Source organism: Serratia sp. CY83965, assembly GCF_052166375.1.
Lineage (GTDB): Bacteria > Pseudomonadota > Gammaproteobacteria > Enterobacterales > Enterobacteriaceae > Serratia > Serratia marcescens.
This window is the reverse complement of sequence record NZ_JBJNOV010000001.1, coordinates 257,431-274,985: the sequence shown is the minus strand read 5'-3', so window position 1 is coordinate 274,985 and position 17,555 is coordinate 257,431. Positions and strand designations below refer to the sequence as shown.

The 17,555-nt window shown below is 60.3% G+C and carries 20 protein-coding genes, 1 tRNA gene and 1 pseudogene; 13 read left to right on the top strand and 9 right to left on the bottom strand.

What is annotated here, in order from left to right; translation table 11 throughout:
- Positions 1-38: 38 nt before the first annotated feature.
- Positions 39-182, bottom strand: coding sequence for a hypothetical protein (locus ACJ8PL_RS01360; RefSeq protein ID WP_016928795.1), 144 nt, complete (start codon positions 180-182; stop codon positions 39-41).
- A 356-nt stretch (positions 183-538) separates the two neighbouring features.
- Here ACJ8PL_RS01360 and ACJ8PL_RS01355 point away from each other — a divergent pair, with 356 nt between their 5' ends.
- Both ACJ8PL_RS01355 and ACJ8PL_RS01350 read left to right on the top strand, forming a co-directional pair.
- On the top strand, positions 539-850 hold the full coding sequence (locus tag ACJ8PL_RS01355) for a MoaF-related domain-containing protein (protein WP_033641103.1): 312 nt from the start codon (positions 539-541) through the stop codon (positions 848-850).
- Positions 851-970: 120 nt separating this feature from the next.
- A pseudogene (locus ACJ8PL_RS01350) lies at positions 971-1,166 on the top strand (tyrosine-type recombinase/integrase); the annotation flags it as partial.
- Between the two features lie 24 nt (positions 1,167-1,190).
- Here the strand turns inward: ACJ8PL_RS01350 and ACJ8PL_RS01345 are convergent.
- A tRNA-Arg gene (locus ACJ8PL_RS01345) sits at positions 1,191-1,267 on the bottom strand.
- A 412-nt stretch (positions 1,268-1,679) separates the two neighbouring features.
- Positions 1,680-1,889, bottom strand: a complete 210-nt coding sequence (locus ACJ8PL_RS01340; RefSeq protein ID WP_028128232.1) for a hypothetical protein — start codon at positions 1,887-1,889, stop codon at positions 1,680-1,682.
- A 205-nt stretch (positions 1,890-2,094) separates the two neighbouring features.
- Between ACJ8PL_RS01340 and folD the strand changes: the two genes are divergently transcribed.
- Both folD and ybcJ read left to right on the top strand, forming a co-directional pair.
- Positions 2,095-2,961, top strand: a complete 867-nt coding sequence (gene folD / locus ACJ8PL_RS01335; RefSeq protein ID WP_016928798.1) for a bifunctional methylenetetrahydrofolate dehydrogenase/methenyltetrahydrofolate cyclohydrolase FolD — start codon at positions 2,095-2,097, stop codon at positions 2,959-2,961.
- Between the two features lie 10 nt (positions 2,962-2,971).
- Positions 2,972-3,184, top strand: coding sequence for a ribosome-associated protein YbcJ (gene ybcJ, locus ACJ8PL_RS01330; protein ID WP_015376914.1), 213 nt, complete (start codon positions 2,972-2,974; stop codon positions 3,182-3,184).
- A gap of 58 nt (positions 3,185-3,242) precedes the next feature.
- Here ybcJ and cysS read toward each other — a convergent pair whose 3' ends face one another.
- Positions 3,243-4,628, bottom strand: coding sequence for a cysteine--tRNA ligase (cysS, locus tag ACJ8PL_RS01325; protein ID WP_016928799.1), 1,386 nt, complete (start codon positions 4,626-4,628; stop codon positions 3,243-3,245).
- A gap of 309 nt (positions 4,629-4,937) precedes the next feature.
- Here cysS and ppiB point away from each other — a divergent pair, with 309 nt between their 5' ends.
- From ppiB to purK, 4 genes are all read left to right on the top strand, one after another.
- A complete protein-coding gene (ppiB, locus tag ACJ8PL_RS01320) occupies positions 4,938-5,432 on the top strand; it encodes a peptidylprolyl isomerase B (protein WP_016928800.1) in 495 nt (164 codons plus the stop codon).
- A 10-nt stretch (positions 5,433-5,442) separates the two neighbouring features.
- Positions 5,443-6,165 (top strand): UDP-2,3-diacylglucosamine diphosphatase, encoded by a 723-nt coding sequence (locus ACJ8PL_RS01315; protein WP_306376643.1) that lies wholly within the window; start codon positions 5,443-5,445, stop codon positions 6,163-6,165.
- A gap of 149 nt (positions 6,166-6,314) precedes the next feature.
- Positions 6,315-6,839: a 5-(carboxyamino)imidazole ribonucleotide mutase gene (gene purE, locus ACJ8PL_RS01310; protein ID WP_016928802.1), complete on the top strand. Its 525-nt coding sequence runs from the start codon at positions 6,315-6,317 to the stop codon at positions 6,837-6,839.
- Entirely contained in the window at positions 6,836-7,903 is a 1,068-nt protein-coding gene (purK, locus tag ACJ8PL_RS01305) for a 5-(carboxyamino)imidazole ribonucleotide synthase (protein WP_016928803.1), read from the top strand. The genes purE and purK overlap by 4 nt, the downstream gene beginning before the upstream one ends.
- Before the next feature lie 78 nt (positions 7,904-7,981).
- On the opposite strand, the gene ACJ8PL_RS01300 is transcribed toward purK, so the two are convergent.
- The 3 genes from ACJ8PL_RS01300 to ybbA form a co-directional block, all read right to left on the bottom strand.
- Positions 7,982-8,281 (bottom strand): hypothetical protein, encoded by a 300-nt coding sequence (locus ACJ8PL_RS01300; RefSeq protein ID WP_016928804.1) that lies wholly within the window; start codon positions 8,279-8,281, stop codon positions 7,982-7,984.
- A gap of 129 nt (positions 8,282-8,410) precedes the next feature.
- The gene (gene ybbP / locus ACJ8PL_RS01295) at positions 8,411-10,843 is read right to left on the bottom strand and encodes a putative ABC transporter permease subunit YbbP (RefSeq protein WP_097102628.1); all 2,433 of its coding nucleotides are present in this window, start codon (positions 10,841-10,843) and stop codon (positions 8,411-8,413) included.
- Positions 10,840-11,526 (bottom strand): putative ABC transporter ATP-binding protein YbbA, encoded by a 687-nt coding sequence (gene ybbA, locus ACJ8PL_RS01290; RefSeq protein ID WP_004940192.1) that lies wholly within the window; start codon positions 11,524-11,526, stop codon positions 10,840-10,842. The genes ybbP and ybbA overlap by 4 nt, the downstream gene beginning before the upstream one ends.
- Between ybbA and tesA the strand changes: the two genes are divergently transcribed.
- The 3 genes from tesA (at position 11,497) to ACJ8PL_RS01275 (ending at position 13,870) form a co-directional block, all read left to right on the top strand.
- Positions 11,497-12,135 (top strand): multifunctional acyl-CoA thioesterase I/protease I/lysophospholipase L1, encoded by a 639-nt coding sequence (gene tesA / locus ACJ8PL_RS01285; protein WP_161545168.1) that lies wholly within the window; start codon positions 11,497-11,499, stop codon positions 12,133-12,135. The genes ybbA and tesA overlap by 30 nt on opposite strands.
- A gap of 26 nt (positions 12,136-12,161) precedes the next feature.
- A complete protein-coding gene (locus tag ACJ8PL_RS01280) occupies positions 12,162-12,938 on the top strand; it encodes an SDR family oxidoreductase (RefSeq protein ID WP_016928808.1) in 777 nt (258 codons plus the stop codon).
- A 77-nt stretch (positions 12,939-13,015) separates the two neighbouring features.
- Positions 13,016-13,870: a co-chaperone YbbN gene (locus tag ACJ8PL_RS01275; protein ID WP_442530757.1), complete on the top strand. Its 855-nt coding sequence runs from the start codon at positions 13,016-13,018 to the stop codon at positions 13,868-13,870.
- A 114-nt stretch (positions 13,871-13,984) separates the two neighbouring features.
- Here the strand turns inward: ACJ8PL_RS01275 and cfa are convergent, their stop codons facing one another.
- A complete protein-coding gene (gene cfa / locus ACJ8PL_RS01270; RefSeq protein ID WP_442530756.1) occupies positions 13,985-15,136 on the bottom strand; it encodes a cyclopropane fatty acyl phospholipid synthase in 1,152 nt (383 codons plus the stop codon).
- Positions 15,137-15,461: 325 nt separating this feature from the next.
- On the opposite strand from cfa, the gene ACJ8PL_RS01265 reads away from it, so the two are divergent.
- Both ACJ8PL_RS01265 and ACJ8PL_RS01260 read left to right on the top strand, forming a co-directional pair.
- Positions 15,462-16,367, top strand: a complete 906-nt coding sequence (locus ACJ8PL_RS01265) for an SPFH domain-containing protein (protein ID WP_004940203.1) — start codon at positions 15,462-15,464, stop codon at positions 16,365-16,367.
- A gap of 2 nt (positions 16,368-16,369) precedes the next feature.
- Positions 16,370-16,831 carry an NfeD family protein gene (locus ACJ8PL_RS01260; protein ID WP_016928811.1) on the top strand — a complete coding sequence of 154 codons (462 nt, stop codon included), beginning with the start codon at positions 16,370-16,372 and terminating at the stop codon, positions 16,829-16,831.
- On the opposite strand, the gene cueR is transcribed toward ACJ8PL_RS01260, so the two are convergent.
- Positions 16,828-17,229 carry a Cu(I)-responsive transcriptional regulator gene (gene cueR / locus ACJ8PL_RS01255; RefSeq protein ID WP_015376888.1) on the bottom strand — a complete coding sequence of 134 codons (402 nt, stop codon included), beginning with the start codon at positions 17,227-17,229 and terminating at the stop codon, positions 16,828-16,830. The genes ACJ8PL_RS01260 and cueR overlap by 4 nt on opposite strands.
- Positions 17,230-17,555: the final 326 nt, after the last annotated feature.

Genomic DNA, 17,555 nt, shown 5'->3' with positions numbered 1-17,555 from the left:
GAAAAAATCGGCGCAGTCCCCTTCAGGCCGCACGGCCCTCAGCGAATTTCAACGCTGATATCCGGGTAGGCCTTCTCGCCGTCGCTGAGGTAATGCCCCAGTGCCCGATATGCCATAACGTACAGCACGGCAGCGGCGCACAGGCACAGCAAGGTCACGAGCAGGAATCTGGATTTGCGCACGATAGGCTCCATGGGGAAATTTTCGCCTATTGTAGCGCGACAAACTAAACGAAGGTTCAATGCCGCTTGCCGTTTCCTGTGACCGCGTTCGGTGCCAGGCAAAGACCCGTCACTTAAACCCCACTGTCCCCGCAGTGAACAGTAACCAGCCGCCCGTCCTCTTTATGAACAAAAAGAGAAAAGTGAATTGCCCGCCGGTCCCTTTTTCCACCGATGCGCCCTCTCTACTATGGCCCTATCCAGCCGCTTAACGCTCAGCTGGCTGACCTCACTCCCGTCTTAGGCACGAGTGATTCGGGATAGCAGCGTGCTTCACCGCCGCTTTTCAGATACGACACATTAAAGGAGTTGCGACAATGGCTGTAAAATTTCCTTATGCCGGTCAATCTTTTACCATCAAGATGGACAATGGTCTCGAAGTTAAAAACGCCTACCATGCCAGTGAAAACACCATTACCGTTGAGTTTCTAAACGGAGAACTTCGCGGAACCATTATGAATGTGCCTTTCCAGTGGCGTTCATTGGCTGACGGCTATTTCATGATTTCCTGGCAAGAGTCCGATAAAAATACCGTTGTTCACTGCGATAATTTCGAAAAAAACATTTCTTATGCTTACTACACAACGATGAGTGGAGATTTTTACGTGATGGAAGGGAAAATTCTTTAAGTTACTTCAGCGCCTTTAATCCTTTACGCATATTAATTGCCGCTCTACCAAATAGCCTATCCTTTAGCGTGGCCATTTTTATGACTTTCTCATATCGCTCCCACATGACGCAAAAAACAGCGGCATACGTGGGCAAGCAAATTGCTTCAGACCGGTGTGCCACTTTCGGTACTGCAAGAAATGGGCGACTGGGAGAGCATAGGAATGGTACAGCGATACGCTCACCTTGCACACTGAGCATGCGAGGCAAATTGATGCGATTTTCGAAGGTTTAGTCCCAAATCTGTCCTATGATGAAATTGGAAAGACGGGATGAAATGCGTAACTCATTGATACTTAATGGCACGCCCTATAGGATTCGAACCTATGACCTACGGCTTAGAAGGCCGTTGCTCTATCCAACTGAGCTAAGGGCGCATTGAGATGCGGCAACCTGCGGCTGCGGGTTGGGATTATACGGTCAGAGGTTAGCGAGTCAATGCCTTTTCATGACGTTACGACGGCGGCCGTGCTTTATGGCGTTTTTTCCGCCAGCGCCCGCGCGGCGAGGGTTCTCGTCAACCGGCACCGTTATGCTGAACCAGGCCAACGCCTACGTAAATCGGCGTGCGCTCAGCCTCTTGCCGCCCACCGCCCCGCCGCAGACAAAGGCGCGTAGACTGCACCACTGCGGCAATGTCCCCCCAATCGGCATGCTCAATCACCCGTGTGTTGCAAGTCGCCGTCACGCTTTCAACCCATGCGGCGTCAGGGCGCGCGCTGTTTAAAGAAGCCTGGCTCCATGGCGCCCAAAGCAGCCATAGCATGCAGCCTACCCATGCGCAGCCGTTCATGCGCACAGCTTCCGCCACAGCGCGCTCAGGCGTACCCGCCACGACGGCGCCGCTTCGCGCCGGCCGAGCTGATGCAACGCTGTCAGCTGCGCGCCGTCCGCCGGGTGCAGCGAAGAATCGAACACCGTTTCGCCAACGTGCTTAGGCTGCGCCGGTTGCTGATCAGGCTGATGATGCAACGGATAAAGCCGGGTTATCGCTCTCATGATCCTGCCCTCTTTCGCCCTGTGTATGGCCCCAGCGTATGCAAATGCCGGTAAAAATGGCGTAGAGGTTCCTGAAGTCGGCATAAAAAAAGCGTAAATCGGTCTCGCTAACGGCGGCGAGGGTGATTCTGCGCCTGACAGCGCGCTCAGCTTCTGACAGAATAGCGGCATCCCCGCTTTTCTTAATTGATGGATTTCCACACTGATGTCAGCAAAGATTATTGATGGTAAAACGATTGCGCAGCAGGTTAGAAACGAAGTGGCTGAGCAAGTGAAACAACGTCTGGCGGCCGGCAAGCGCGCCCCAGGGCTGGCGGTTGTGCTGGTCGGCGAGAATCCGGCTTCGCAAATTTACGTCGCCAGCAAGCGCCGCGCCTGCGATGAAGTCGGCTTCCTCTCCCGCTCCTACGACCTGCCCGCTGCCACCAGTGAAGCCGAGCTGTTGGCGTTGATCGACCAGCTGAACGCCGACGCGGAAATCGACGGCATTCTGGTGCAGCTGCCGCTGCCGGCCGGCATCGATAACGTCAAGGTGCTGGAACGCATCCATCCGGACAAAGACGTCGATGGCTTCCACCCCTACAACGTCGGTCGCCTGTGCCAACGCGCGCCCAAGCTGCGCCCGTGCACGCCGCGCGGCATCGTCACCCTGCTGGAGCGTTATAACATCGATACCTACGGCCTGAACGCTGTGGTGGTCGGCGCCTCCAACATCGTCGGCCGCCCGATGAGCATGGAGCTGCTGCTGGCCGGTTGCACCACCACCGTCACCCACCGTTTCACCAAAAATCTGCGTCACCACGTCGAGAACGCCGATCTGCTGGTGGTGGCGGTTGGCAAACCGGGCTTCATCCCGGGCGACTGGATCAAACCGGGCGCCATCGTAGTGGACGTCGGCATCAACCGTCTGGAAAGCGGTAAAGTGGTGGGCGATGTCGACTTCGACGCCGCCAGCGAGCGCGCCGCCTACATCACCCCGGTGCCGGGTGGCGTTGGCCCGATGACCGTGGCTACACTGATCCAAAATACCTTGCAGGCCTGCGAGGAATATCACGACGTTCAACCTAAATAAGTAAGGCAGTATGGAAATTTTCAATCTGGACAATCATCCCCATGTCGAACTGTGCGATCTGCTGAAGTTCCAGGGCTGGTGTGAAAGCGGCGGCGCCGCCAAAGAAGTCATCGCCGAAGGGCTGGTGAAAGTCGACGGCAAGGTCGAAACCCGCAAGCGCTGCAAGATCGTCGCCGATCAGGTGGTGGAGTTCAACGGCGGCAAGGTCATGGTTAAACCCTAACCCGCAGCCATAGAAAAAGGCGCTGAATTCAGCGCCTTTTTTGTTTCCTTCTGTCGGCTTACTTACGGCGCCAGGTGGTGCCCTGCGGGCCGTCTTCCAGCACGATGTTCATCTCGTTCAACCGATCGCGAGCGGCATCCGCCAGCGCCCAGTCCTTGGCGGCGCGCGCTTCGTTACGCTGTTTGATCAGCGCTTCAATCTCCGCCACTTCGCCGTCGTCAACCTGTGCGCCCCCTTGCAGGAACTGCTCCGGCTCCTGCTGCAGCAGGCCGAGCACTTTCGCCAGCTTGCGCAGTTCCGCCGCCATGCCATTGGCCGCCGCCATGTCTTCGCTCTTCAGGCGGTTAACCTCACGGGCCAGATCGAACAGCGCCGAGTAGGCTTCCGGAGTGTTGAAGTCGTCGTCCATCGCTTCGCGGAAGCGGGCTTCGAACGCTTCGCCGCCGGCCGGCACGGCATCGGCGTCGGTGCCACGCAGCGCGGTATAGAGGCGCTCCAGCGCGGTGCGCGCCTGCTTGAGGTTCTCTTCGCTGTAGTTCAGCTGGCTGCGATAGTGGCCGGACATCAGGAAGTAACGCACCGTCTCCGCATCGTAATGGCCGAGCACGTCGCGGATGGTGAAGAAGTTATCGAGCGATTTGGACATCTTCTCTTTGTCGATCATCACCATGCCGGAGTGCATCCAGTAATTGACGTACGGGCCATCGTGGGCGCAGCTCGACTGCGCGATCTCGTTCTCGTGGTGCGGGAACATTAGATCGGAACCGCCGCCGTGGATGTCGAAGTGGGTGCCCAGCTGTTTGCAGTTCATGGCGGAGCATTCGATGTGCCAGCCCGGACGGCCCGGCCCCCACGGCGACTGCCAGCTCGGCTCGCCCGGCTTGGACATTTTCCACAGCACGAAGTCCATCGGGTTGCGCTTCACGTCGTCGATCTCCACGCGCGCGCCGGCCTGCAGCTGATCCAGATCCTGACGCGACAGCAGGCCGTATTGCGGATCGCTGTCGATGGAGAACATCACGTCGCCGTTGCTGGCCACGTAAGCGTGATCGCGATCGATAAGACGCTGCGTGATCTCGATGATCTCGGCGATGTGCTGGGTCGCGCGCGGCTCTTGATCCGGACGATCGATCAGCAGCGCGTCGAAGTCGGCGTGCATTTCCGCCAGCATGCGTTCGGTCAGCTGGTCGCAAGTCTCATGATTTTCCGCCGCGCGGCGAATGATTTTGTCGTCTACGTCGGTGACGTTGCGCACGTAGTTCAGCGAATAGCCGAGATAGCGCAGATAACGCGCCACCACGTCGAAAGCGACAAAGGTACGACCGTGGCCGATGTGACACAGGTCATAGATGGTTACCCCGCACACGTACATGCCCACTTTCCCGGCATGAATGGGTTTGAATTCCTCTTTTTGACGACTCAGGGTATTAAAAATCTTTAGCATCGGGAGATTCCGTGGTGTGCGTGATAACAAAAAAGATAACCGGGCTTCAGGTTTTACGCCCGGTAGCGTATTGAAACCTGAAGCCTGATCTATTGCAAGGTTAAGGCCAAGCTTTGCTGATTTCACGCGAAGAAAACGCGTAAAATCCGGCCGTCGGCATTATTGTTATAATATAACAATAAAACAATTACCACAGACAGTGCGCGGTTGACCCGCTGCTGACTCGCCGGGGCGGATATGTTATAAGGGCGGTCTGAATGTTCACTCGCTTTACGTGGCGTCTCACTTCATCTTGTTAGGATTAAAACTATGGTTACTTTCCACACCAATCACGGCGATATCGTCATCAAGACCTTTGCTGACAAAGCGCCGGTTACCGTTGAAAACTTCCTGAACTACTGCCGCGCCGGTTTCTACGACAACACCATCTTCCACCGTGTGATCAACGGCTTCATGATCCAGGGCGGCGGTTTCGAGCCGGGCATGAACCAGAAAGCGACCAATGCGGCTATCAAGAACGAAGCCAACAACGGTCTGAAAAACACCATCGGCACCCTGGCAATGGCGCGTACCAACGATCCGCACTCCGCCACCGCACAGTTCTTCATCAACGTGGCTGACAACGACTTCCTGAACTTCCGCGGCGAAAACGTGCAGGGCTGGGGCTACTGCGTGTTCGCTGAAGTGGTTGAAGGCATGGACGTGGTCAACAAGATCAAAGGCGTGAAAACCGGCCGCAGCGGCATGCACCAGGACGTACCGGTAGAAGACGTCGTCATCAACAGCGTGACCGTCAGCGAGTAATCGCGGCTGCATGAGTACGCTGTTCATCGCAGATCTGCACTTGTGCGCACAGGAACCGGCAATCACTGCCGGTTTTCTGCGTTTTTTACGGCGCGAAGCGATGCACGCCGACGCGCTGTACATCCTCGGCGACCTGTTTGAGGCCTGGATCGGCGACGACGATCCCGAGCCGCTGCACGCGGAGATCGCCGCGGCGCTGAAAGCGCTGCAACAGGCCGGCGTGCCCTGCTATTTCATCCACGGCAACCGCGATTTTCTGCTCGGCAAGCGCTTCGCCCACGCCAGCGGCATGCAGCTGCTGCCGGAAGAAAAAGTGCTGGAGCTGTACGGCCGCAGGATCCTGATCCTGCACGGCGACACCCTGTGCACCGACGATCAAGCCTATCAGCAATTCCGCCGTAAAGTGCACAACCCGCTGATTCAAAAACTGTTCCTCGCGATGCCGCTGCGCTGGCGACTGAAAATCGCCGCCAAGATGCGCGCCCGCAGCCAGCAATCCAACCAAGGCAAGTCGGACGCCATCATGGACGTCAACCCGCAGGCGGTCGAACAAACCATGCTGCGCCACGACGTGCACTGGATGATCCACGGCCATACCCATCGCCCGGCGGTGCACCGACTGGCGCTGAGCAATGGCGAAGCCCATCGTGCGGTGCTGGGTGCCTGGCACGTCGAAGGATCGATGATCAAAGTCAGCGCCGACGCCGTCGAGCTGATCTCATTCCCATTCTGAATTCCGCACTGGCGCGAGAGTGAAAATTCGCGCTTTCGACGGTGAAAACCGGCGACGCAACCGTTTTCCTCGCCGTGCGCTCATGGTATGCTCTACGCCCTCATTCGGCCCTCAGCCGACGCCAGACAAATCACAGGAGCCTTACACCCATGGGAGCCAACGCCGCTTCAGCCGCCAATACCGGGGCGAAAATCGCAATTGTAATGGGATCGAAAAGTGACTGGGCCACCATGCAGTTCGCTGCCGAAGTCCTGACCCAGCTCGACGTCCCCTTCCATGTCGAAGTCGTTTCCGCTCACCGCACGCCGGACAAGCTGTTCAGCTTCGCCGAGCAGGCTGCCGCCAACGGCTTTGACGTGATCATCGCCGGCGCCGGCGGTGCGGCGCATCTGCCGGGCATGCTGGCGGCGAAAACCCTGGTGCCGGTGTTGGGCGTGCCGGTGCAAAGCGCCGCGCTGAGCGGCGTGGACAGCCTCTACTCCATCGTGCAGATGCCGCGCGGCATTCCGGTGGGCACGCTGGCGATCGGCAAAGCCGGCGCCGCCAACGCCGGGTTGCTGGCGATGCAGATCCTGGCGCTGCACGACGCCGCGCTGGCGCAGCGTTTGGCGGACTGGCGTCAGGCGCAGACCGAAGACGTCTTGAACCACCCCGACCCGCGGGAGGACGCATGAAGCCGGTTTGCGTACTGGGCAACGGCCAACTGGGGCGCATGCTGCGCCAGGCCGGCGAACCGCTGGGCATCGCCGTCTACCCTGTCGGCATCGATGCCGAACCTGAAGCGGTGCCGTATCAGAACAGCGTCATTACCGCCGAGATAGAACGCTGGCCGGAAACCGCGCTGACGCGCGAGCTGGCGACCCACAGCGCCTTCGTCAACCGCGACATCTTCCCGCGTCTGGCGGATCGCCTGACGCAAAAACAGCTGCTCGACCAGCTCGGCCTGGCGACCGCGCCGTGGCAGCTGCTGGCGAGCGCCGCCGAATGGCCGCAGGTATTCGCTGCGCTGGGCGAACTGGCGATCGTCAAACGCCGGGTCGGCGGCTATGACGGCCGCGGCCAGTGGCGCTTGCGTCCGGGCCAGGAAGCCGAACTGCCGGCCGACGCCTATGGCGAGTGCATCGTCGAGCAAGGCATCAATTTCTCCGGCGAAGTGTCGCTGGTGGGCGCGCGCGGCCACGACGGCCGTTCGGTATTCTACCCGCTGACCCATAACCTGCATGAAGACGGCATCCTGCGCGCCAGCGTGGCGCTGCCGCAGCCCAATCCAGCGCTGCAGCAACAGGCCGAGCAGATGCTGGCGGCGATCCTGAACGAGCTGAACTATGTCGGCGTGATGGCGATGGAGTGCTTTATCGTCGGCGATCGGCTGCTGATCAACGAACTGGCGCCGCGCGTGCACAACAGCGGCCACTGGACGCAAAACGGCGCCTCCATCAGCCAGTTCGAGCTGCACCTGCGCGCCATCCTCGGCCTGCCGCTGCCGCAGCCGGTGGTGAGCACGCCGTCGGTGATGGTCAACCTGATCGGCACCGCCGTCAACGAACAGTGGCTGTCGCTGCCGCTGGTGCATCTGCACTGGTATGAGAAAGAGGTGCGCCCGGGCCGCAAGGTCGGCCACCTCAATCTGAACGACCCGAGCGCCGCCGATCTGCGCCAGGCGCTGCAGGCGCTGGCGCCGCTGCTGCCGGGCGAATACCAAAGCGGGCTGGCCTGGGCGCAGCAGAAGCTGGCCTAAGGCTCACGCCGCCGAAAGTAAAAGGGGTTAGCCCAAGGCTAACCCCTTTTTTATGACGACAATTTTAAACCGCTGCGCTTAATCAGAAAAAATATTCTTATTTTTCCTTAGCATACTTCTTATCATCAGATTCACACCCAAAAAACCGCTGATGCCATATCCAAGCGCTGTGACGATATGATTGCGCAAGAAAGGGTAATTAAGGGTCAGATCGTTAGCGATAAGAATCGAAAACCACGGCAACAATGCAACCAGCAATATGCCCGTTCCGTTAAAGAATCCCGCTGAAGCAAGGCCACGCTGCCAACGTCCGAGACGTTCGCGCAAAGGCAAATTTTTTAATTCCGGGATACTTTTAAGTGACCAGTAGATTTTCATTCCCTTCGTTCCTGGTGGTAACCCGCAGATCACACATTATAAAACACGAAAATAATACAGTTTAAAGACGACGCCTCTCTTTTCTGCCAAGCCGGGTGCTTATCACATCCGGCGTTATAAATAGCCGCATCAACCCTCATAACTGCGGAACAGCGCCTTGCCGCGCAGCAGGCGCACGCCCAGCCAGCCGCCGCACAGCGACAGCAGCAGCGCGCTGGCCAGCGGCAGCGCCCACCACAGCACCGGCGTCGGCGTCCACGGGAAGTCAAACACCCGGCTCTGCAGTAGCCACAGCGCCGCCTCGGCGCCCACCGCCGCCGCGATGCCCGCCACCAGCCCCAGCAAAGCAAACTCGCACCACAGCGTGCGGCGCAGCAGCCGTTTGCCGGCGCCCAGCGTGCGATAGACCACCAGCTCCTGCCGCCGCTGACGCATGCCGACCTGCACCTGCGCCAGCAGCAGCAGGCCGCCGCACAGCACCACCAGCACCACCATCACCTCCAGCGCGCGGCTGACCTGTTGCAGCACGCCGCCGACCTGTTTCAGGATCGCGCCGATGTCCAGCAGGCTGAGCGTCGGGAACTGGCGATTGAGCTGAGTCAGCATCTGGCCGTCGCCGTCGTAGCGAAAGCTGGTGAGCCAGGTCTGCGGCTGGTCGTCCAGCGCGCCCGGCGGGAAGATAAAGTAAAAGTTCGGCTTCAGACTTTCCCAATCCACCTGGCGCAGGCTGGTGACTTTGGCGCTGAACGCCTGGGTATCGCCGCTGAAGGTCAGCGTATCGCCCAGCGTGATCTTCAGCCGCCCGGCGATGCCTTCGTCCATCGAGACTTCGCCGGTTTTCGGCGGCCAATTGCCCGCCACCAGCGGATTGTGATCCGGCAGATCGGCCAACCAGGTCAGGTTCAGCTCGCGGTTCACCGCCTCGCCGCCCGGATCGTCTTCATGCACCCGCTCGGTCGCCAGCTGCTGGTTTATCTCGGTCAGGCGCACCCGGACGATCGGATAATAGGTTTCCGGCTTGATCTGGTGCTGCTGCAGGAAGGCTTTCACCTGCGGCACCTGTGCCTCGGTCATGTTGAGCAAGAAATAGTTCGGGCTGTCCGGCGGCAGCTGTTGCTGCCAGCGTTCGAGCAGATCGCCGCGCAGCACCAACAGCAGCGCCAGCAGCATGAACGACAGCGAAAACGCCGCCAGTTGGCTGATGGTCACCCAGGGCTGGTGCAGCAGGCGGTTGACCGCCAGCCGCAGCGCCAGGCTCTTGAGCGTGATGCGGCGCAGCAACAGCAAGCTGCCCCAGCCGATGCCGCCCAGCAGCAGCGCCAGCACCGCCATGCCAGCCAGGATCGCCCACAGCAGCGTGCTGGCCCCCATCAGCGCCACCAACAGCGCCACCACGATCGCCGCCGTCACCGGCAGGAAGTAGCGCAGCGGCCAGACGTTGGCCGTCACGTCGCGGCGCAGCACCCGCAGCGGCTGGGTGGCCAGCAGCTGGCGATACGGCCGCAGCCCGACCAGCAGCGAGATCAGCACCAGCGCGCCGAGCGCCCACAGCCACGGCCAGGCGCCGGCGGCAGGCAACGCAGCCGGTAATACCGGCTTCAGCAGGCGGATCAGCAACGCTTCAAACGCCAGCCCGATCGCCCCGCCGCACGCCGCCGCCAGCGCCATCACCGCCAGCCACTGGCCGACGATCAATTTACGCAGCGCGCCACGCCCGGCGCCGAGGGTTTTCAGCACCGCGATCAGATCGTAACGGCTGCGGCAATAGTGGCTCATCGCCACCGCCACGGCGGCGATCGACAACAGCAGCGTCAGCAGAGCCGACAGCAGCAGGAACTGTTGGGATCGCTGCAGCGACTTGCCGAGCGCGCTGCCGGATTCCTGCAGCCCGAACCAGCGCTGATCCGGCGTCAACTGCGGCGCCAGCCGCTCCTCATAACGCTGAATATCCGGCTCGGCGCCGGCGAACATGTAGCGGTAGGTCAGGCGGCTGCCCGGCTGCACCGCACCGGTCTTCTCGACGTCCGCCAGGTTGATCATGATGCGCGGCGCGGTCTGGAATGGATTGAAGCCGGCGTCCGGCTCCTGAATGATTTCACCGGCGATACGCAGCGTAGTGTCGCCCACCTCCAGCGAATCCCCCACTTTCACGTTCAGCAGCGCCAGCAAACGCGGCGCCACCAGCACGCTGCCCGGTTCGGGCTTGATGTTGGCCGGGCGCGTTTCCAGCTTGCCGTACAGCGGATAGGTCAGATCGGTGGCTTTCACGTCCGCCAGCTGCGGCCGCTCGCCGGCATAGGTCATGGTGGTGAACGACAGCTGGCGGCTCACCTTCAGCCCCTGCTGCTGCGCGTCCAATAGCCAGCCTTCCGGCACCGAATGCGCGCTGCGCAGCACCCGATCGCCGGCGATAAAATCGCGGCTCTGCTGGCTGAGCCCTTTGTCCATGCGATCGCTGATGCTGCCCAGCGCCAGCACGCAGGCGACAGAGAGCGTCAGCGCCAGCCACACGATCAGCAGCGACGGCGAGCGCCATTCGCGCCAGAACCAGCGCCAGATCATGCTTCCTCCCACAGCTTGCCTTCACGCAGCCGCAACCGCCGCTGGCAGCGCGCCGCCAGGGTTTCGTCATGGGTCACCAGGATCAGGGTGGTGTCAAAATCGCGGTTGAGAGAGAACAGCAGGTCGGCGATGCGATCGCCGGTCTGACGATCGAGGTTGCCGGTCGGTTCATCGGCGAACAGCACCCGCGGCCGGCCGCTGAAGGCGCGCGCCAGCGCCACGCGCTGCTGCTCGCCGCCGGACAGCTGCGCCGGCAGGTGATCGAGACGTTTGCCCAGTCCCAGCTGTTCCAGTAACTGCACCGCCTGCTCGCGACTCTGCCTGTCGCTCTCGCCGCGCAGCAGCGCCGGCAGTTGCACGTTCTCCAGCGCGTTCAGCGTCGGCACCAACATGAACGACTGAAACACGAAACCGACGTTCCTGGCGCGCAGCGCGGCGCGGCCTTCTTCGTCCAACGCGGTCAGCGACTCGCCGAGCAAACGCACCTCGCCCTCGCTGCCGTCGTCCAGCCCGGCCAAAATGCCCAGCAAGGTCGATTTCCCCGATCCGGATTCGCCGATCAGGGCGATCGTCTGCGCGGGTTTGACAAGCAGCTCGACTCCGGTAAGGATGGTGAGCTGATGCTCACCCTGACCAACGTGTTTACTAAGATGATGAACTTCAAGAACGTTTTCCGCTGGCATCTTCCCTTCCTTTTGCTGTTGGGATTATTCAGTTTACGCGCTGCCGCCGCCGATACCTTATTGATTTTGGGCGACAGTTTAAGCGCCGGCTACCGCCTGCCGATCGAGCGGGCCTGGCCGACGCTGTTGGCCGAACAGTGGCAGAAAAAACCGGGCGCGCCGCAGCTGGTCAACGCCAGCATCAGCGGCGACACCGCCGCGCAGGGGCTGGCGCGTCTGCCCGCGCTGCTGAAACAGCATCAGCCGCGCTGGGTGCTGATCGAGCTGGGCGCCAACGACGGCCTGCGCGGCTTCCCGGCGCAGGACGTACAGCGCGATCTCGGCCAAATCATCACGCGGGTGCAGCAGGCCGGCGCGCAGCCGCTGCTGATGCAGATCCGCATCCCGCCGAACTACGGCCGCCGCTACACCGAGGCGTTCAGCGCCGTCTACCCGGCGCTGGCCAAGCAGTTCAACATTCCGCTGCTGCCGTTCTATATGGAACAGGTGGTGGTGAAGCCGGAATGGATGCAGGATGACGGATTGCACCCCAATGGGGACGCTCAGCCGTTTATCGCCACCTGGATGGCGGAGCGCCTGGAACCGCTAGTAAAGCATGAGTCTCACTAAATTAGGGTCGTACACTAGGTAAAGTTATGCAAAAAGCGGTATTGATAACCGGCTGTTCCAGCGGGATTGGATTGATTGCGGCGCAGGATCTGCGCAACCGCGGCTACCGGGTGCTGGCCGCCTGCCGTAAGCCGCAGGACGTGGAAAACATGCGCCAGCTGGGGCTGGAAGGCATTGAGCTGGATCTGGACGACAGCGCCAGCGTCGAGCGCGCCGCCGCCGAGGTGATCGCGCTGACCGACGGCCGCCTGTACGGCCTGTTCAATAACGGGGGATTCGGCGTTTACGGCCCGCTTAGCCGCATTTCGCGCAGCCAGCTGGAGCGGCAGTTCGCCACCAACCTGTTCGGCACCCACCAACTGACCCAGCTGCTGTTGCCGGCGATGTTGCCGCACGGCGAAGGGCGCATCATTCAGACCAGCTCGGTGATGGGGCTGGTCTCCAGCGCCGGGCGCGGCGCCTACGCCGCCAGCAAGTTCGCGCTGGAAGCCTGGTCGGACGCGCTGCGCATGGAGCTGCACGGCAGCGGCATTCAGGTCAGCCTGATCGAACCGGGGCCGATCGCCACCCACTTTAGCCAGAACGTCAACCAGGCGCAGAGCGACAAGCCGGTGCACAATCCCGGCATCGCCAAGCGCCTGACGCTGCCGCCGGAGGCCATCCTGCCCAAACTGCGCCACGCGCTGGAAAGCCCGCGCGCCAAACTGCGCTATCCGGTCACCCTGCTGGCGCACGCGATGAGCGTGCTGCGCCGCATTTTGCCGGGCCGCTGTCTGGATTGGCTGCTGCGCAGCAACGCTTAATTCGCCCGACGGGGTTGAAGAATGGCGGCGCGCCCCCATTTACACCCCATGGCTCCGCACGATCAGAGAGAAAAAAGATGCTAGCTCAAGCTGTTGTTGATATTAACGAAACTAACCTGCACCAGACGCTGGAACAGTCGATGTCCATTCCGGTGCTGTTCTACTTCTGGTCCGAGCGCAGCCAACACTGCCTGCAGCTCACGCCGGTGCTGGACAAGCTGGCGGCGGAATACGCCGGTCAGTTCATTCTGGCCAAGGTGGACTGCGACGCCGAACAGATGATCGCCTCCCAATTCGGGCTGCGTTCCATTCCGACGGTCTACCTGTTTAAAGACGGCCAACCGGTCGACGGCTTCCAGGGCCCGCAGCCGGAAGAAGCGATCCGCGACTTGCTGCAGCGTTTCCTGCCGAAGGAAGAAGATCTGAAACTGGCGCAGGCGCAAGAATTGCTGGCCGCCGGCAACGCCGCCGAAGCGCTGCCGCTGCTGAAAGACGCCTGGCAGAGCAGCCAGCAGCGCAGCGACATCGGCCTGACGCTGGCCGAAACGCAGATCGCCCTCAGCCGCAGCGAAGATGCCGAAGCGGTGCTGGCGACCATCCCGTTGCAGGATCGTGATACGCGCTATCAAGGCCTGGTGGCGCAGATTGAACTGTTGAAACAGGCGGCGGACACGCCGGAAATCCAACAGCTGCAACAGCAGGTGCAGCAGCAGCCGGACAACGTCGAGCTGGCGGTGCAGCTGGCGCTGCAGCTGCATCAGGTCGGGCGTAACGAAGAAGCGCTGGAACTGCTGATGGGGCATCTGAAGAAGGATCTGGCCGCCGCCAACGGCAACGGGCGCAAGACGCTGATGGACATTCTGGCCGCACTCGGCACCGGCGACGCGCTGGCCGCTAAATATCGCCGCCAGCTGTACTCACTGCTGTACTGATACTCGTCATGCTTGAAGCTGCATCCAGGCGGCAAAGGTGAGAAGCCCTGGGAGCTTAGATAACTAAGCGACCAGGGCTCGAACGTGCAGTCAGCTTGAAATATGGCGGGGATATCAGCGATAGACCCGCACCCCGCCCTCCACGCCCGCCGGGCTGAACAACACCTGCCACAGCTGAATGTTGCGCGAACGGAACGCGCCGGCGCAGGCGTTCAGGTAATAAGTGAACATGCGTTCGAAGCGCTCGGAATAACCGTCCGCCAATTCCGGCCACGCCCGTTTGAAATTCTCCAGCCAGGCCATCAGCGTGCGATCGTAATCGGCGCCGAAGTTGTGCCAATCCTCCATCACGAAACGCCCTTCGCTGGCCTCGGCGATATGCCGCACCGAAGGCAGGCAGCCGTTGGGGAAGATGTATTTGTCTATCCAGGCATCGACGTTAAGGTCGGTTTGATTGGAACCGATGGTGTGCAGCAAAAACAGGCCGTCCGGCTTCAGGTTGCGTGCCGCGACGCTGAAATAGGTCTCGTAGTTTTTCGGCCCGACGTGCTCGAACATGCCGACCGACACGATGCGATCGAACTGACGATCCAGATCGCGGTAATCCTGCAGCAAGATCTCGACGTCCAGCCCGGCGCAGCGTGCCTGCGCCAGCTTCTGCTGCTCGGCCGAAATGGTCACGCCGTGCACCGCGACGCCGTAGTTTTGCGCCGCAAACTGCGCCAGCCCGCCCCAGCCGCAGCCGATATCCAGCAGCGTCATGCCCGGTTTCAGCTGCAGCTTCTCGCAGATCATCCGCAGCTTGGCCTGCTGCGCCTGATCCAGCGTCTGCGCCTCTTTCCAGTAGCCGCAGGAGTATTGCATGTAAGGATCGAGCATCGCCCGGAACAGGTCGTTGCCGATGTCGTAATGCTCTTTGCCCACCTGCCAGGCGCGCTTGCGCGATTGGCGGTTGAACAGCCGGGCATAGGCGATGCGCGCGATGTCGCTCAGGCTTTTCGGCAGGCGCTCATCGACGCCGGCCTGCAGAATGCGGGTAAACAGCATGTCCAGCCGTTCGCATTCCCACCAGCCGTCCATATAGCTCTCGCCGAAGCCGAGCGAGCCTTCCTGCAAAATGCGTTTGAACAGGGCCGGGTTGTGCACCCGAATATCCCAGGCGCGCGGGCCGTTGATGGCGACGCCGGCTTCGGCCAGCATCTCCTCTACAATGCGATACCAGCGGTCTTTCTTCTGGGCGAGTTCATCAACACTGAGCGAATCCATAACAATCCTTGGCCGAAATGTCATTTCAAAAAGCATAGTCGCAAATAAAAATGACAAATTTTTGACGGTAAACACGGGGGTGTTTTTACTCTAGCCAAGGCGAGCAACATCATGAAATGAATAAAAATTATTGAAATCATGCCATTTAGGCATACTTATCCGCCAACTGTGCCAGACTTATTTCAATAACGTTTTTCTCCCTGTTCGGAACAGCGGTTCCGCTTATGACGGAGTCGCCAATGTCCTGGATTAAGTCGCGGTATCGGTAGGCATTTTTCCGGCGCTGACGTAATATCTGTTTACATATGTCTGACAGGAGGTTTGCATGCTTACTTTTATTCCCATCGTGATCGTCGTCGCGCTGATTGTGGTGTTCGCCGGCGTCAAAATTGTGCCGCAGGGGTTCCAATGGACGGTAGAACGCTTCGGCCGCTATACCAAGACGCTGATGCCGGGCCTGAACCTGGTGGTGCCGTTCATGGACCGCATCGGCCGCAAAATCAACATGATGGAGCAGGTGCTGGATATCCCCTCGCAGGAAGTGATTTCCCGCGATAACGCCAACGTCGCCATCGACGCGGTGTGCTTTATCCAGGTGGTCGACCCGGCGCGCGCCGCCTACGAGGTCAGCAACCTCGAACAGGCGATCGTCAACCTGACCATGACCAACTTCCGCACCGTGCTCGGCTCGATGGAGCTGGACGAAATGCTGTCGCAGCGCGACAGCATCAACAGCCGCTTGTTGCACATCGTCGATGAAGCGACCAACCCTTGGGGGGTGAAGATCACCCGTATCGAGATCCGCGACGTGCGGCCGCCGGCGGAGCTGATCGCCTCGATGAACGCCCAGATGAAGGCTGAGCGCACCAAGCGCGCCGACATCCTGGAGGCGGAAGGGGTGCGCCAGGCGGCCATTCTGCGCGCCGAGGGTGAGAAACAATCGCAGATCCTGAAGGCTGAGGGCGAACGCCAGTCGGCGTTCCTGCAGGCGGAAGCGCGTGAACGCGCCGCCGAGGCCGAGGCGCGCGCCACCCAGTTGGTGTCCGACGCCATCGCCAGCGGCAACATTCAGGCGGTGAACTACTTCGTGGCGCAGAAATACACCGACGCGCTGCAGAAGATCGGTTCCTCCAACAACAGCAAAGTGGTGATGATGCCGCTGGACGCCAGCAGCCTGCTCGGCTCGATCGGCGGCATTACCGAACTGCTGAAAGAAAGCAAAGGCAAATAATCATGCTCGAACTGATCGCGGCGAATCCGCTGTGGTTTTGGCTCTCCCTCGGGGGCGTGTTGCTGGCGGCGGAAATGCTCGGCGCCGGCGGCTACCTGCTGTGGAGCGGCGTGGCGGCGCTGTTGGTCGGCGTCCTGATCTGGCTGCTTCCGCAACTTTCCTGGGCGTGGCAAGGCGCGATCTTCGCCGTCCTGACCGTCGTCGTCGCTTACCTGTGGTGGTACTGGCTGCGCCGGCGCCCGGCGGCCGCATCCGGCGGGTCGCCGGTGCTCAACCAGCGCAACCGCCAGCTGATCGGCACCCGCGCCACGCTGACGGAACCTATGCACAACGGCATGGGCCGCATCAATATCGGCGACAGCAGCTGGCGCGCGCAGGCGGCGGAAGATCTGCCTGCCGGCACTGAAGTGGAAGTGGTGGCGGTGGAAGGGGTCACGCTGGTGATCCGCGCCATCAGCCGTTAATTCGAACGACAGCATCCCGCCAGATTATTGATGATGGGGCACTCCGCCCCCTCGTCGCCCGGACATTGTTCCGCCAGCGTCAACAGGCGTTGGCGCATTTCTCCCAGTTCGCTGATGTGCCTTTCGATCTCCGCCACCTTCTGCAGCGTGCGCGCCTTCACGTCGGCGCTGTGGCGGGCCGGATCGTTGAATAACGCCACCAGCTCACGGCACTCGTCCAGGTTGAAGCCCACCTGCCGCGCCTGGCGCAGCAGCGTCAGCTCTTCAACGTGCCTGGCGGAATAATGGCGATAACCGTTATCGCTGCGGATCGGGGCGGTAATCAGCGCTTTCTCCTCGTAAAAACGAATCGTCTTGCTGGTTAACCCGGTCTTTTTCGCGACGTCGCTAATATTCATTTTTTCCTCCGGAATGCTCCTGCTCATCTCCTATCTTAAGCCGCTTTCCGCCACTCACCAAGCCTCAACGCCCTACCGTCGATATCGATGAGAAACCGATAGCCACAGTCAAAAGATAGATACTTCACCTGCAAAGTATTCACCAAAAAACAATAGACAATCTAACCTATTAAAATTTGATCAAATTAAGATTTTTATTATATGTAAATTTTTGTGTATAAATAACACAAAATAAAACACAATTAAAACAACAAAATAAAAACACAAATTAACATAATTGTAATAATAGACCACACAAATAAACATTTATTTACATTTGCCATTAC

Excerpts from the sequence above, each read along its gene's own strand:
- ybbP (WP_097102628.1), bottom strand. The coding sequence starts at position 10,843 with ATGATCTGGCGCTGGTTCTGGCGCGAATGGCGCTCGCCGTCGCTGCTG.
- cfa (WP_442530756.1), bottom strand. The coding sequence starts at position 15,136 with ATGGATTCGCTCAGTGTTGATGAACTCGCCCAGAAGAAAGACCGCTGG.
- purK (WP_016928803.1), top strand. The coding sequence starts at position 6,836 with ATGAAGCCGGTTTGCGTACTGGGCAACGGCCAACTGGGGCGCATGCTG.
- ACJ8PL_RS01275 (WP_442530757.1), top strand. The coding sequence starts at position 13,016 with ATGCTAGCTCAAGCTGTTGTTGATATTAACGAAACTAACCTGCACCAG.
- purE (WP_016928802.1), top strand. The coding sequence starts at position 6,315 with ATGGGAGCCAACGCCGCTTCAGCCGCCAATACCGGGGCGAAAATCGCA.
- cysS (WP_016928799.1), bottom strand. The coding sequence starts at position 4,628 with ATGCTAAAGATTTTTAATACCCTGAGTCGTCAAAAAGAGGAATTCAAA.
- ACJ8PL_RS01355 (WP_033641103.1), top strand. The coding sequence starts at position 539 with ATGGCTGTAAAATTTCCTTATGCCGGTCAATCTTTTACCATCAAGATG.
- ACJ8PL_RS01260 (WP_016928811.1), top strand. The coding sequence starts at position 16,370 with ATGCTCGAACTGATCGCGGCGAATCCGCTGTGGTTTTGGCTCTCCCTC.
- ybcJ (WP_015376914.1), top strand. The coding sequence starts at position 2,972 with ATGGAAATTTTCAATCTGGACAATCATCCCCATGTCGAACTGTGCGAT.
- ACJ8PL_RS01280 (WP_016928808.1), top strand. The coding sequence starts at position 12,162 with ATGCAAAAAGCGGTATTGATAACCGGCTGTTCCAGCGGGATTGGATTG.
- ppiB (WP_016928800.1), top strand. The coding sequence starts at position 4,938 with ATGGTTACTTTCCACACCAATCACGGCGATATCGTCATCAAGACCTTT.
- ACJ8PL_RS01340 (WP_028128232.1), bottom strand. The coding sequence starts at position 1,889 with ATGAGAGCGATAACCCGGCTTTATCCGTTGCATCATCAGCCTGATCAG.
- cueR (WP_015376888.1), bottom strand. The coding sequence starts at position 17,229 with ATGAATATTAGCGACGTCGCGAAAAAGACCGGGTTAACCAGCAAGACG.
- ybbA (WP_004940192.1), bottom strand. The coding sequence starts at position 11,526 with ATGCCAGCGGAAAACGTTCTTGAAGTTCATCATCTTAGTAAACACGTT.
- ACJ8PL_RS01315 (WP_306376643.1), top strand. The coding sequence starts at position 5,443 with ATGAGTACGCTGTTCATCGCAGATCTGCACTTGTGCGCACAGGAACCG.
- tesA (WP_161545168.1), top strand. The coding sequence starts at position 11,497 with ATGAACTTCAAGAACGTTTTCCGCTGGCATCTTCCCTTCCTTTTGCTG.
- ACJ8PL_RS01265 (WP_004940203.1), top strand. The coding sequence starts at position 15,462 with ATGCTTACTTTTATTCCCATCGTGATCGTCGTCGCGCTGATTGTGGTG.
- folD (WP_016928798.1), top strand. The coding sequence starts at position 2,095 with ATGTCAGCAAAGATTATTGATGGTAAAACGATTGCGCAGCAGGTTAGA.
- ACJ8PL_RS01300 (WP_016928804.1), bottom strand. The coding sequence starts at position 8,281 with ATGAAAATCTACTGGTCACTTAAAAGTATCCCGGAATTAAAAAATTTG.